This is a genomic window from Kingella pumchi (assembly GCF_022288825.1).
Taxonomy (GTDB): Bacteria; Pseudomonadota; Gammaproteobacteria; order Burkholderiales; family Neisseriaceae; genus Kingella_D; species Kingella_D pumchi.
Genome location: NZ_JAKOOW010000025.1, coordinates 13,690 through 27,542 on the forward strand (window position 1 = coordinate 13,690; position 13,853 = coordinate 27,542).

The following is a 13,853-nucleotide window of genomic DNA, read 5'->3' on the forward strand; positions in this document are numbered from 1 at the left end:
TAGGCTGAATTTCGTCTGCGGTTTCCGCCGCCCCTCACTCCCGCGCATCTCTCCCCATTCCCGCGCCTTAGCCGCCTGCCGCATGGAGACCTTCCATGTCGGATAAACAGGTCAAATCCAAAGCGCGCGTCGCCAAACACGGCGAAGTCTTTACCAACCCCCGCGAAGTCAATGCCATGCTTGATTTGGTGCAAGACCAAATCACGCGCATCGATGCCACGTTTCTCGAACCCGCCTGCGGTTCGGGCAATTTCCTCGTGGAGATTCTGCGCCGCCGCATGGCGTATCTCAACCAAAAATACAAAACCAGCCTAATCCAATACCAGCCCGCCACGGTGCAAGCCGTGTGCGGGCTGTACGGCATCGAGCTTTTGAGCGACAACGCCGCCGAATGCCGCGAGCGGCTGTTGGCAACCTTCGCACAACACTATCTCCCCCCGTTTCAGGCTGCCGAAGACTATCCGCGCCTGCTTGATGCCGTGCGCCGCGTTTTGGCGAAAAACATTGTTTGCGGCGATGCGCTCAATTATCGCGATTCAGACGGCCTGCCGATTGTCTTTATCCAATGGCAGTTCAGCCCTAAGCCGGGCGGCATGATTCCGATTTTTGTGATGCCCAAGGCCTATGAATTTCAAGACACCGTGCAGACCAAAGGGGGCGAACACTCGGATGCCAACTTGTTTGCAGAACGGCAAACCGCCGACAACGGGCAGATTCCCCGCATCGTAAAACCATTAAAAACATTCCCTCGAACACACTACTTGGAGATAGGCAATGAAACCGTTTGACCACAATCCCGACGTACTGTCTTGCCTTGCCAATTTGAGCAACGACGAAGTCTTCACCCCGCCGCAAATCGCCCGCCAGATGCTTGATTTGTTGCCCGCAAGCCTGTGGCGCAACCCCGAAGCTAGATTTTTAGACCCCTGCACCAAATCCGGCGTATTCCTGCGCGAAATCGCCACCCGCCTGATAGACGGCTTGGCCGACTGGCAGCCCGATTTGCAAAAGCGCATCGACCATATCTTAGGCAAACAGCTTTACGGCATCGCCATTACCGAGCTGACCGCGCTCATTTCCCGACGCACGCTTTACTGCTGCAAAACCGCTGACAGCGAGCTTTCCATTGCCACCGTGTTTGACAACGCCGACGGCAATATCCGCTTCAACTGGCAATCGCAACACGAATGGGCAGGCGCGTGGAACGCCGAAAACCAAAAATGCCGCTACTGCGGCGCAAGCAAAAAACAATATGACAAAGGCGGCGAAGCGGAAAACCACGCCTACGAATTTATCCACACCGAACACCCCGAAAAGATTTGGAACAATATGAAATTTGACGTGATTATCGGCAACCCGCCGTATCAGATTGGCGACAAGAAAAATGACGAAACCGATGATGAGACAAATGAAGAAATTGGAAAGAAAAAACGTAAAAACAACGGAGGCAGCGCATCGCCGATTTACCATAAATTTATCCGACAAGCCCAAAAATTACAGCCGCATTATCTGGTGATGATTACTCCGAGCCGCTGGTTTGCAGGCGGCAAAGGCTTGGACGATTTTCGTGATGAAATGCTGGGCGACACACGCTTGCGCCAGATTCACGATTTCCCGAATGCAGCGGATTGTTTCCCCGGAATTGAGATTAAAGGCGGTGTCAATTATTTTCTTTGGGATAGAGATGATAGGGGCGATTGCCTGATACGGAACTACGAAGGCGGTGTATGTACATCGGAAAGTGTGCGCCCGCTCCGTGAAGACGGCATGAATACGCTGGTGCGTTACAACAATGCAATCAGTATTTTGAGGAAAGTAACCGCCAAAAAAGAAAAGAAATTTAGCGAATTGGTTAGTTCGCAAAAACCTTTTGGATTAAGAACTTTTGTAAAAGGGAAAAATAATCCGTTTCCTAACTCAATCAAACTATATCGGAATAATGGGGTTGGTTATATTGAACAGGATGATATCGCACAAGGATCTGAATGGTTAGATAAATATAAGGTACTGATTACGATGGCTTATGGCGCAGGTGAATCTTTCCCTCATCAGATTTTGAATACGCCTTTTATTGCTGAAAAAGGTGCTGCCTGCTCGGAAACTTATTTAGTTATTGCACCATCAACAAGTTTGTCCGAATGCCAAAACGTTATTTCTTATATTAAAACCAGATTTTTCCGTTTCTTAGTTTTATTAAATAAACCGACACAACACGCATCACAAAAAGTTTACCAATTCGTCCCCATCCAAGACTTCTCTCGCCCGTGGACAGACGCAGACCTGTACGCCAAATACGGTTTAACCGCAGACGAAATTGCCTTTATCGAAAAAATGGTGCGCCCGATGGATTAAGCCGTTCAGACGGCCTTTTCAACAAGCCTGAAAGGCCGTCTGAAACACTTTTCATCAGCACCGTTTCAAAAAATCATTACGGAGCAAGCTTATGGCCGATTTGAACATTCAACCGAAAAATATCCCTACCGTTTATGCTTATACCGACACGCGCTTTTCAGGCTGCCTGAAAATCGGCTACACCGAGCGCGATGCGGCGCAGCGTGTGGCGGAGCAATATCCCGTGAAGCTGCCGCAGCAGTCTTACGAAATTGTGTTCAACGAAACGGCGATGCGCGACAACGGCACATTTTTTGACGACCATGCCATCCACAAACGATTGGCAGCGCAGGGTTTTGTTCGCGAAAACGGCGAGTGGTTCCGATGCAGCCTGAAAGATGTTCAGGCTGCCTTTATCGCGGAAAAGCAGAGCAAACCGCTTTCAGACGGCCTTTCGCGCACGCACGATTTCCCGATGCGTCCCGAACAGCAGGCGGCGGTGGAGAAAACGGCGGCGTATTTCCGCGAGTTTCAGCGCGAAGAGGGCATCACGCCGCATTTTTTATGGAACGCGAAAATGCGCTTCGGTAAGACCTTTGCCGCGTATCAGTTGGCAAAAGAGATGGGCTGGAAGCGGGTGCTGGTGCTGACCTTCAAGCCCGCCGTGTTGTCGGCCTGGCGCGAGGATTTGCTGTCGCATACGGATTTTGCGGGTTGGCAGTTTGTGTCGAATTACGAAGAAGATTTGTCGTTTGATGCGGCGGACAAAACCCGCCCGCTGGTGTTTTTCGGTTCGTTTCAGGATTTGCTCGGCAAGGACAAAAGTGGCGGCATCAAGGCGAAAAACGAGCAGGTGCATACGGTTAATTGGGATTGCGTGATTTTCGACGAATACCACTACGGCGCGTGGCGCGAAAAATCCAAAGATTTGTTCGACAAGGAAGAGCAGGCGGCGATTAAAACCATCGAAGCCGAGCTGGCGGATATGGAGGCGGACAATCCCGATTATTTCGACGAAAAGCTGCTGCCGATTACCACGTCGCACTATCTCTATCTTTCCGGCACGCCGTTTCGCGCGATTTCGTCGGGCGAGTTTATCGAAGAGCAGATTTTTAACTGGACCTATCCCGACGAACAAAAAGCCAAACGCTCATGGCCATCTGAAAACGGCGCAAATCCGTATGCCGCGTTGCCGGGCATGAAGATGTTTACCTACACGCTGCCGGAAAGCATCCGCCACGTTGCGGAGCAGGGCGAGTTTGACGAGTTTGATTTGAACGCGTTTTTCGCTACCGAGGGCAGCGGCGAAGATGCACGTTTTAAAAACGAAGAATATGTGCAGAAATGGCTGGATTTGATACGCGGCAGCTACCGCGACACCATGGTTGACGATTTGAAGCTGGGCAAGGAAAAGCCACCGATGCCGTTTTCCGATGTGCGCCTGTTGGGCGTATTGCAGCATACGTTTTGGTTTCTGCCCAACATTGCCGCCTGCTTTGCGATGCGGAATTTAATCGCGCAAAAGCAAAACCGCTTCTACCACGATTACGAAATCATCGTTTGCGCGGGCATCGGCGCGGGCATCGGCGCGGAAGCCTTAAAGCCCGTTCAGGCTGCCATGAAAGGCGGGCTGGATACCAAAACCATCACGCTATCGTGCGGCAAGCTGACCACGGGCGTGTCGGTTGCGCCGTGGTCTGGCGTATTGATGCTGCGTAATCTTTCCAGCCCCGAAACTTATTTTCAGACGGCCTTCCGCGTGCAAACGCCGTGGGTGTTGAAAAACCCCGCCGCCGATGCCGCGCGGCGCGAAGAAATCGTCAAACACGAATGCTACATTTTCGATTTCGCCCCCAACCGCGCCTTGAAGCAGGTGCAGGAATACGCCTGTAAACTGGATAACGACCCGAATACCAGCCCCGAGCAGAAAGTGAAAGACTTCATCAGCGTACTGCCGATTTTTTCTTACGACGGCAGCGCGATGCGCGAAATCGACGCGGAAGGCGTGCTGGATTATGCGCTAAGCGGCACGACGGCAACGCTGCTTGCCAAACGCTGGGAAAGTGCGTTGCTCGTAAATGTGGACAACGTTACCCTGCAACGGCTGCTTAACAGCAAAGAGGCGATGGAAGCCTTAAGCCGCATTGAAAAATTCCGCTCGCTCAATCAGGATTTGGAAACCATCATCAATCAATCCGAAGCGGTAAAAAACGCCAAAAAACAGGCGGCCGAAGAGGGGCGCGAGTTGACCGCAAAAGAGAAAAAAGAGCTGAGCGACGCGGAAAAAGAATATAAAAGCAAACGCAAAGAAATTCAGGAAAAACTGATTGCTTTTGCCACGCGCGTACCTGTGTTTATGTATCTGAGCGACAAGCGCGAACATACCTTGCAGGATGTAATCACCCAGCTTGAACCCGAACTGTTCCGCAAGGTAACAGGGCTGTATGTGCGGGATTTCCATTTGCTGGAGCGGCTGAATATTTTCAACGGCGCGCTGATGAACGATGCGGTGTTCAAGTTCAAGCGGTATGAAGACAGTAGCCTAGACTATTCGGGGATTAACCGATACGACGGTGAACGGGTTGGTGGGTTCAATACCAGTCTGACGATAGGGGAGCATAGGCGGCATTATTAAGAGTTCTTGCCAGTAACGGCTGTATGGCGGTTATTTATGGAAGTTTACTTTATGTTTACAGAGAAACTGCACTGTTCAGTTTCGGCAAAATCCGTTTTGTCGCAGCTAAGTGCTGAGAGCCGCTCGCAGATACGGGCGAAGGTTTCCTGCATGGCGGGTTCCGGTTTGCCGAAGGCAGCCTGAAAGGGCTTTCAGGCTGCCTTCGGCTGTTTTTATCACACCATCACACCAGTTCGCCGCGCAGGCTGAAGGTGAAGGCTTCGGTGATTTTGAGATCGACCATTTGGTTGATCAGCGCGGCATCGCCGGTGAAGTTCACCACGCGGTTGTTGGCGGTGCGCGCTTGCAGCTGGTCGGGGTCTTTTTTGGAGATGCCTTCCACCAGGCAGCGTTGCACGGTGCCGAGCATGGTTTGGTTGATGCGGGCGGTTTCGGCTTCAATCACTTCGTTCAGCGCTTCCAGGCGGCGCACTTTTTCTTCGTGCGGCGTGTCGTCGGGCAGATTAGCGGCGGGGGTGCCGGGGCGCGGGCTGTAAATAAACACGAAGCTCAAATCAAAGGCGATGTCTTTCACCAGCTTTAAGGTTTGCTCAAATTCGTGCTCGGTTTCGCCGGGGAAGCCGACGATAAAGTCGCTGCTCAGGCACAAATCGGGGCGGATGGCGCGCAGTTTGCGGATAATGGATTTGTATTCCAGCGCGGTGTAGCCGCGTTTCATGGCAGACAATACGCGGTCGGAGCCGCTTTGGATAGGCAGGTGCAGGTGCGACACCAGCTTGGGCAGGTCGCGGTAGCATTCGATGATGGCGTCGGTGAATTCGCGCGGGTGGCTGGTGGTGAAGCGCAGGCGCTCGATGCCGGGGATTTCGTGGACGATGCGCAAAAGCGTAGCGAAGTCGCAGATGCCGCCGTCGTCCATTTCGCCGCGATAGGCGTTGACGTTTTGCCCCAACAGGTTGATTTCTTTTACGCCTTGTTGCGCCAAGCCGGCGATTTCGGTGAGCACGTCGTTCAGCGGGCGCGAGAACTCTTCGCCGCGTGTGTAGGGCACGACGCAGAAGGAGCAGTATTTGGAGCAGCCTTCCATAATGGAAATAAACGCGCTGCCGCCGTCCACGCGGGCGGGGGGCAGGTGGTCAAATTTTTCAATTTCGGGGAAGGAAATATCGACTTGCGCCATGCCGGTGGTTTCTTTATCCACAATCATTTTGGGCAGGCGGTGCAGGGTTTGCGGGCCGAATACCACGTCCACATAAGGCGCGCGTTTGACGATGTTTTCGCCTTCCTGCGATGCCACGCAGCCGGCCACGCCGATAATCACATTGGGGTTTTTCTCTTTGATGGGCTTGATGCGGCCGAGATCGGAAAACACTTTTTCCTGCGCTTTTTCACGCACCGAGCAGGTGTTAAAGAGAATGATGTCGGCGTTGTCGGGTTCGGCCACCTGCTCGATGCCGCCGTGTTCTTCTTCCAATACGGCGAGCATTTTTTCGCTGTCGTATTCGTTCATTTGGCAGCCGAAGGTGCGGATAAAGACTTTTTTCATGGTTTGGTGTTCTTTCAGGTTGCCCGTAATCGCGGGGCTGATGTTGGAAAATAAAGTTTCAGGCTGCCTGTTGTGATGTTTCGGATAGGCAGCCTGAAAACCTGTTGCGGACAAGGCGGCGGATTATACGGACAAGGGTAAGAGAATTAAAATCAACTGGCACAATCCCTTGCCGTGCAAGGCGCGCGCTTTCAGGCGGCCTGAAAACATCGGCGGTGGCATTCGCTATATAATGTCGCCGTCCCAATTCCAGCCCGAAGGAGGGTGCGATGAAAAAACTGTATCCTGCGCTGCTGGCCGCACTGCTGGCCGCTCCCCTGCACGCCGCCGACGAATTTACCGTTCACGGCAGCGGCGCCGCGCAGTCGCCGGAAAAACTCACCGCCGAAGTGCAGGTGCTGAATTTCTGGGCGACCTGGTGCAAGCCCTGCCGCAAGGAAATGCCGCAGATGAGCAAGTGGTACCGCGCCCAGCGCGCCCAAAAAGCATCGGTGGCGATGGTCGGCATCGCCGTGGACAGCGCGGACAACGTCGCCGCCTTTCTGAAAACCATGCCGGTTTCCTATCCGGTGTGGATTTATAACGGCAACAACAGCCGCGCGATGATGAAAGTCTATGGCAACCAAGTCGGCGGCCTGCCCTATACCGTGGTGCGGATGCCCAAATGCGGCCAGCAGCAGGCGCTGTTGGGCGAAGTGAACGGCGCCAAACTCGATCAGGCGGTTGCCGAGTTGCGCGGCCGCTGCAGCAAAAAATAAACGCTCTTTTCATCCCGCAGGCAGCCTGAAAACGCTGCCTGCCTGTTATTACAAGGAAAAACCATGTCTTTGCAAAACATCATCGAAACCGCCTTTGAAAACCGCGCCGACATCAGCCCCGCCAGCGTGTCTTCCGAAGTGAAGCAGGCCGTTGAAGAAACCCTGCGCCTGCTCGATTCGGGCGAGTTGCGCGTTGCCGAGCGCCTGGGTGTGGGCGAGTGGAAAGTGAACGAATGGGCGAAAAAAGCCGTGCTGCTCTCTTTCCGCATTGCCGACAACGAAGTGCTCAACGACGGCGTGAACAAGTATTTCGACAAAGTGCCGACCAAATTCGCCGATTGGAGCGAAGAAGAGTTCCGCGCCGCCGGTTTCCGTGCCGTGCCCGGCGCCGTTGCCCGCCGCGGCAGCTTCGTCGGTAAAAACGTGGTGCTGATGCCGTCTTATGTGAACATCGGCGCCTATGTCGATGAAGGCGCGATGGTCGATACCTGGGCAACCGTCGGCTCCTGCGCCCAAATCGGCAAAAATGTGCATTTGAGCGGCGGCGTCGGCATCGGCGGCGTGCTCGAACCCTTGCAGGCCAGCCCCACCATTATTGAAGACAACTGCTTTATCGGCGCGCGCAGCGAAATCGTTGAAGGTGTGATTGTTGAAGAAGGCAGCGTGATTTCGATGGGCGTGTTTATCGGCCAGTCCACTAAAATCTACGACCGCACCACCGGCGAAATCCACCAGGGCCGCGTGCCGGCCGGCTCGGTGGTGGTCTCCGGCTCGATGCCCGCCCAAGACGGCAGCCACAGCCTGTATTGCGCGGTGATTGTGAAGCGCGTCGATGCGCAAACCCGCGCCAAAACCAGTGTGAACGAGCTGCTGCGCGGGGTTTGAAGCAGCCTGAAAAGGCTTTGGCCGGCAAAAACGAAAAGGCAGCCTGAAAAATATTTTTCAGGCTGCCTTTGGCATGCGCCTAGATGGCTGGGACGGCGCCGGCTGCAAATGTTCAAAACCGTAAACTTTTTATCCGCCTGCCAAACGGCGAAACGCAATGCGGCAGGGTAGCTCTATTTTGATAATAGGAGTTATTATCAAAATCTCATTGAAAATATTGGACTTTCTTGGCTTTTTTGCGCATCAAAAACTTTCACGAGGCTATGAAATTGGGTAAAATGCCGCGTTACGAAAATTAACATTCAGTAAAGGTGGCACTATGCTGGCCAATTACTTTCCCGTTTTGGTTTTTATGCTGATCGGCCTGGCCGCCGGCATCCTGTTTCTGGCTTTGGGCACGCTGTTGGGGCCCAAGCGCCATTACGCCGAGAAAGACGCGCCTTTTGAGTGCGGCTTCGAGGCTTTTGAAAACGCAAGGATGAAGTTCGACGTGCGCTACTACCTGGTGGCGATACTCTTCATTCTCTTTGATTTGGAAGTGGCTTTTATGATCCCGTGGGCGGTGGTGTTTAAAGACTTGGGCATGGCCGGTTTCTGGCCGATGCTGGTGTTTATCGCCGTTTTGGGCATAGGCTTTGTTTACGAATGGAAAAAAGGTGCGCTGGAATGGGAATAGAAGGCGTTTTGAATAAAGGTTTCATCACCACCAGCGCGGATACCGTGCTCAACTATATGCGCACCGGCTCGCTGTGGCCGGTAACCTTCGGCCTGGCCTGCTGTGCGGTGGAGATGATGCACGCCGGTATGGCGCGCTACGACCTTGACCGCTTCGGCATTATCTTCCGCCCGTCGCCGCGCCAGTCCGACCTGATGATTGTTGCCGGTACGCTGTGCAACAAAATGGCGCCGGCGCTGCGCCGCGTGTACGACCAGATGGCCGAGCCGCGCTGGGTGCTGTCTATGGGTTCCTGCGCCAACGGCGGCGGCTACTACCATTATTCCTATTCCGTGGTGCGCGGTTGCGACCGCATCGTGCCGGTGGACGTGTACGTTCCCGGCTGCCCGCCCACCGCCGAAGCGCTGCTTTACGGCCTGATTCAGCTTCAGGGCAAAATCAAGCGCACCTACACCATCGCCCGCAACTAGGAGCACGCCATGCATGTAAACGATTTGCACGCCGCCGTGCAGCGGCTGTTGGGCGACAAGGCCAGCGCCGTGCTGCTGGCTTTCGGCGAAGTAACTGTTGAATGCCGCCCCGAGCACTACATCGACATTATGACTACCCTGCGCGACCACGAAGAGCTGCATTTCGAGCTGCTGGTGGATTTGTGCGGCGTCGATTACAGCACCTATAAAAACGAAGAATGGCAGGGCAAACGCTTTGCCGTCGTCAGCCAGTTGCTGTCGGTGAAAAATAACCAGCGCATCCGCGTGCGCGTATGGGCGGACAACGACGATTTCCCCGTCGTCCAAACCGTTACCCCGGTTTACAACAGCGCCGACTGGTACGAGCGCGAAGCCTTCGATCTCTACGGCATTATTTTCAATGACCACCCCGACCTGCGCCGCATCTTGACCGACTACGGCTTTGTCGGCCATCCTTTCCGCAAGGATTTCCCCATTTCCGGCTATGTGGAGATGCGTTACGACGAAAAAGAAAAACGCGTGATCTACCAGCCGGTTACCATCGAGCCGCGCGAGATTACCCCGCGCGTTGTCCGCGAGGAGAACTACGGTGGCCACTAAACTCAGAAACTACACCATCAACTTCGGCCCGCAGCACCCCGCCGCCCACGGCGTATTGCGCATGATTTTGGAATTGGACGGCGAAACCATCGTCCGCGCCGACCCCCATATCGGCCTGCTGCACCGCGGCACCGAAAAACTCGCCGAAACCCGCACCTTCCTGCAAACCCTGCCCTATATGGACCGCCTGGACTACGTTTCCATGATGGTCAACGAGCAGGCCTACTGCCTGGCGGTAGAAAAACTGCTTGGCATCGACATCCCCATCCGTGCCAAATACATCCGCACCATGTTTGCCGAGGTAACGCGCATCCTGAACCACCTGATGGGTGTCGGCTCGCACGCGCTCGACATCGGCGCCATGACCGCGATTCTCTACGCCTTCCGCGACCGCGAAGACCTGATGGACTTGTACGAAGCCGTCTCCGGCGCGCGCATGCACGCCGCCTATTTCCGTCCCGGCGGCGTTTATCGCGATTTGCCCGACTTTATGCCCAAATACGAGCCGAGCAAGTACCGCAGCGCCAAAGTATTGAAAGAACTCAACGCCTGGCGCGAAGGCAGCATGCTCGACTTTATCGATGCCTTCTGCGAGCGCTTTCCGTCGCGCATCGACGATTTGGAAACCCTGCTTACCGACAACCGCATCTGGAAGCAGCGTACCGTCGGCATCGGCGTGGTCTCGCCCGAGCGTGCCATGCAAAAAGGCTTTACCGGCGTGATGCTGCGCGGTTCCGGCGTCGAATGGGACGTACGCAAAACCCAGCCCTACGAAGTCTACGACCAAATGGACTTCGACATCCCCGTCGGCGTCAACGGCGACTGCTACGACCGCTACCTGTGCCGCATCAACGAAATGCGCCAGTCCACCCGCATCATCAAGCAATGCGCCGACTGGCTGCGCGTCAATCCCGGTCCGGTGATTACCGACGACCACAAAGTCGCCCCGCCCAAACGCACCGAAATGAAGCTCGGCATGGAAGATTTGATCCACCACTTCAAACTCTTCACCGAAGGTATGCACGTACCCGAGGGCGAAACCTATACCGCCGTCGAACATCCCAAAGGCGAATTCGGCATCTACCTGATTTCCGACGGCGCCAACAAACCCTACCGCCTGAAAATCCGCGCCCCCGGCTTCGCCCACCTGCAAGGCATGGACGAAATGGCCAAAGGCCACATGCTGGCCGACGTCGTGGCCATCATCGGCACCCAGGACATCGTATTCGGAGAGGTGGACAGATAATGTTATCCGCAGAATCCCTGAAACAAATTGACACCGAGCTGGCCAAATACCCCGCCGACCGCCGCCGATCCGCCATTATGGGCGCGCTGCGCATCGCCCAAACCGAAAAAGGCTGGCTCGCCCCCGAAACCATCGAGTTTGTCGCCGAATACGTCGGCATCAGCCCCGCGCAGGCCTACGAAGTCGCTACTTTCTACAATATGTACGACATCAAACCGGTGGGCAAATACAAACTCACCGTCTGCACCAACCTGCCCTGCGCCCTGCGCGGCGGCGTCGATGCCGGCGAGTACCTGAAGAAAAAACTCGGCATCGGCTACGGCGAAACCACCCCCGACGGCAAATTCACCTTGGTCGAAGGCGAATGCATGGGCGCCTGCGGCGACGCCCCGGTTATGCTGCTCAACAACCACAAAATGTGCAGCTTTATGACTGAAGAAGCCATCGAAGAAAAACTGGCCGAGCTGCAATAGGCAGCCTGAACACGCAGCCTGAAAACCCCAAAGGCCGTCTGAAACCCGCAGGTCGGATTCTCGAATCCGACAGCCGCCCCAAAGGCGGCATCAGGCAGCCTGAAAACCTAAACCACCCAACGGCCGTCATTCCCGCGCAGGCGGGAATCTTGGCAGCGCAACAGCAACAACTGTCAAACCCGCCTGCCGTCGAAACCCAAACAAGATTCCCGCCTACGCAGGAATGATTGAAGTAGGAAAACCTGTTTTCAGACGGCCTTAAAAGCAGCCTGAAAACCAAACAGGCCGTCTGAAAGGCTGTCCGAACCGAACAAACCAAACAAACCGAGCAAGCACCATGGCTATTTACCAAACAGGCGTGATTTTCGACAACGTGGACACCCGCGATCCCGAATGCTGGACGCTGGAAGCCTACCTCAAACGCGGCGGCTATCAGGCGCTGAAAAAAATCCTGTCCGAAAACCTGAGCCAAGACGACGTCATCGCCGAAGTCAAAGCCTCCGGCCTGCGCGGCCGCGGCGGCGCCGGCTTTCCCACCGGTCTCAAATGGAGCTTTATGCCCCGCTCCTTCCCCGGCACCAAATACGTCGTCTGCAATACCGACGAAGGCGAGCCCGGCACCTTCAAAGACCGCGACATCATCTTCTTCAACCCTCACGCCCTGATCGAAGGCATGATTATTGCCGGCTACGCCATGGGCGCGCCCGCCGGCTACAACTACATCCACGGCGAAATCTTCGAAGGCTACCAGCGCTTTGAAGCCGCGCTGGCGCAGGCGCGCGCGGCCGGCTATCTCGGCCAAAACATTCTCGGCAGCGAGTTCTCCTTTGAACTCTATGCCGCCCACGGCTACGGTGCCTATATCTGCGGCGAAGAAACCGCCCTGCTCGAATCGCTGGAAGGCAAAAAAGGCCAGCCGCGCTTCAAACCGCCGTTCCCCGCATCATTCGGCCTGTACGGCAAGCCCACCACCATCAACAACACCGAAACCTTTTCTTCTGTCCCCTTTATCATCCGCGACGGCGGTCAGACTTTTGCCGACAAAGGCATTGAAAACGCCGGCGGCACCAAGCTGTTTTCCATTTCCGGCCATATCGAGCGCCCGGGCAACTACGAAGTGCCGCTGGGTACCCCGTTCGCCAAAATCCTGGAAATGGCCGGCGGCATGAAAAACGGCAAAAAACTCAAAGCCGTGATCCCCGGCGGTTCGTCCGCGCCGGTGCTGCCCGCCGAAATTATGATGGGGCTGAATATGGATTACGACTCCATCGCCAAAGCCGGCTCCATGCTCGGCTCCGGCGCGATTATCGTGATGGACGAAGACGTGTGCATGGTCAAAGCGCTCGAGCGCCTGAGCTATTTCTACCACGAAGAATCCTGCGGCCAATGCACCCCCTGCCGCGAAGGCACCGGCTGGCTCTACCGCATCGTCCACCGCATCGCCAACGGCCAGGGTCGCATGGAAGACTTGGATCTGCTCGATTCCGTCGGCAACAATATGGCCGGACGCACCATCTGCGCCCTGGCCGACGCCGCCGTCTTCCCCGTGCGCAGCTTTACCAAGCACTTCCGCGACGAGTTCGTCCACTACATCGAACACGGCGGGCCGATAAAGCCCCATAAATGGTGTTAGCCATATAGTGCAGCCTGAAATTTTTGAGATGGCGCGAGTTATTTTTTGTTATAGCAAGGAAAGGCTGATGAAAAAAACAGCCGCATGGATTCTATTTACCGCATTTGCCGCATGGAACACGCCGCAGGCATTGGCTGGAAATCATGAAGATGCCCAAAAAATTGCAGTGGTCAAAGGATTTTTGGACTGCAACGCCAAAGGTGCGTGCCTTAATGAAAAAACCGCCGATACGGCGACCAAACGCTTCCTCAGCAGGACGGCAGTTGCGGTGCTGAATCAAGAGAAAGGGCGTTTTCAGGCGGATGATGATTGCAGCGCGGTGATTCCCAGATGTTACAGCGGCCTTTGGTCGGAACCCGGCAACGGCGGCTTTACGTGGCATACGCCCAAGTTTACGGTGCAGGGCAACACGGTATCCGCTGATTTCGGCAAGACGGACGGTGTAGCCCGTTTCAAGCTGGTCAGGGAAAACGGACAGTACAAAATAGACAATTCCATCCACGTGTTGCCTGCTTATTCAACACAATGGTGGCGGTAACACTGTGCAGGCTGCCTGAAACAGTAGTCAAGCAAGCGTAGGTTGGGTCTAGACCCAACAGA

Annotated in this window: 13 protein-coding genes; 12 read left to right on the forward strand and 1 reads right to left on the reverse strand. The window is 55.0% G+C overall.

Annotation, left to right across the window (positions count from 1 at the left end; translation table 11 throughout):
• The first annotated feature begins 95 nt into the window (after nucleotides 1-95).
• The 3 genes from MB824_RS07030 (at nucleotide 96) to MB824_RS07040 (ending at nucleotide 4,966) form a co-directional block, all read left to right on the forward strand.
• Nucleotides 96-788 carry an SAM-dependent methyltransferase gene (locus tag MB824_RS07030; protein WP_238747550.1) on the forward strand — a complete coding sequence of 231 codons (693 nt, stop codon included), beginning with the start codon at nucleotides 96-98 and terminating at the stop codon, nucleotides 786-788.
• Complete coding sequence (locus tag MB824_RS07035; protein ID WP_238747552.1) at nucleotides 775-2,352, forward strand: Eco57I restriction-modification methylase domain-containing protein; 1,578 nt, start codon at nucleotides 775-777, stop codon at nucleotides 2,350-2,352. The genes MB824_RS07030 and MB824_RS07035 overlap by 14 nt, the downstream gene beginning before the upstream one ends.
• Before the next feature lie 91 nt (nucleotides 2,353-2,443).
• On the forward strand, nucleotides 2,444-4,966 hold the full coding sequence (locus MB824_RS07040; RefSeq protein WP_238747554.1) for a GIY-YIG nuclease family protein: 2,523 nt from the start codon (nucleotides 2,444-2,446) through the stop codon (nucleotides 4,964-4,966).
• A 223-nt stretch (nucleotides 4,967-5,189) separates the two neighbouring features.
• Here the strand turns inward: MB824_RS07040 and miaB are convergent, their stop codons facing one another.
• Entirely contained in the window at nucleotides 5,190-6,512 is a 1,323-nt protein-coding gene (gene miaB / locus MB824_RS07045) for a tRNA (N6-isopentenyl adenosine(37)-C2)-methylthiotransferase MiaB (protein WP_238747704.1), read from the reverse strand.
• Nucleotides 6,513-6,781: 269 nt separating this feature from the next.
• On the opposite strand from miaB, the gene MB824_RS07050 reads away from it, so the two are divergent.
• From MB824_RS07050 to MB824_RS07090, 9 genes are all read left to right on the forward strand, one after another.
• A complete protein-coding gene (locus tag MB824_RS07050) occupies nucleotides 6,782-7,270 on the forward strand; it encodes a TlpA disulfide reductase family protein (RefSeq protein ID WP_238747556.1) in 489 nt (162 codons plus the stop codon).
• Nucleotides 7,271-7,333: 63 nt separating this feature from the next.
• Nucleotides 7,334-8,155, forward strand: coding sequence for a 2,3,4,5-tetrahydropyridine-2,6-dicarboxylate N-succinyltransferase (dapD, locus tag MB824_RS07055; protein WP_238747558.1), 822 nt, complete (start codon nucleotides 7,334-7,336; stop codon nucleotides 8,153-8,155).
• Nucleotides 8,156-8,474: 319 nt separating this feature from the next.
• Nucleotides 8,475-8,831, forward strand: a complete 357-nt coding sequence (locus MB824_RS07060; protein ID WP_238747560.1) for an NADH-quinone oxidoreductase subunit A — start codon at nucleotides 8,475-8,477, stop codon at nucleotides 8,829-8,831.
• Nucleotides 8,822-9,301 (forward strand): NuoB/complex I 20 kDa subunit family protein, encoded by a 480-nt coding sequence (locus tag MB824_RS07065; RefSeq protein WP_009427104.1) that lies wholly within the window; start codon nucleotides 8,822-8,824, stop codon nucleotides 9,299-9,301. The genes MB824_RS07060 and MB824_RS07065 overlap by 10 nt, the downstream gene beginning before the upstream one ends.
• Nucleotides 9,302-9,310: 9 nt before the next feature.
• Entirely contained in the window at nucleotides 9,311-9,901 is a 591-nt protein-coding gene (locus MB824_RS07070) for an NADH-quinone oxidoreductase subunit C (RefSeq protein WP_238747562.1), read from the forward strand.
• Nucleotides 9,891-11,147: an NADH dehydrogenase (quinone) subunit D gene (nuoD, locus tag MB824_RS07075; RefSeq protein ID WP_009427106.1), complete on the forward strand. Its 1,257-nt coding sequence runs from the start codon at nucleotides 9,891-9,893 to the stop codon at nucleotides 11,145-11,147. The genes MB824_RS07070 and nuoD overlap by 11 nt, the downstream gene beginning before the upstream one ends.
• A complete protein-coding gene (nuoE, locus tag MB824_RS07080) occupies nucleotides 11,147-11,620 on the forward strand; it encodes an NADH-quinone oxidoreductase subunit NuoE (protein WP_238747564.1) in 474 nt (157 codons plus the stop codon). Before nuoD ends, nuoE begins: the two co-directional genes overlap by 1 nt.
• Nucleotides 11,621-11,957: 337 nt before the next feature.
• Nucleotides 11,958-13,253: an NADH-quinone oxidoreductase subunit NuoF gene (nuoF, locus tag MB824_RS07085; protein WP_238747565.1), complete on the forward strand. Its 1,296-nt coding sequence runs from the start codon at nucleotides 11,958-11,960 to the stop codon at nucleotides 13,251-13,253.
• 67 nt (nucleotides 13,254-13,320) lie between these two features.
• A complete protein-coding gene (locus tag MB824_RS07090; protein ID WP_238747567.1) occupies nucleotides 13,321-13,791 on the forward strand; it encodes a hypothetical protein in 471 nt (156 codons plus the stop codon).
• Nucleotides 13,792-13,853: the final 62 nt, after the last annotated feature.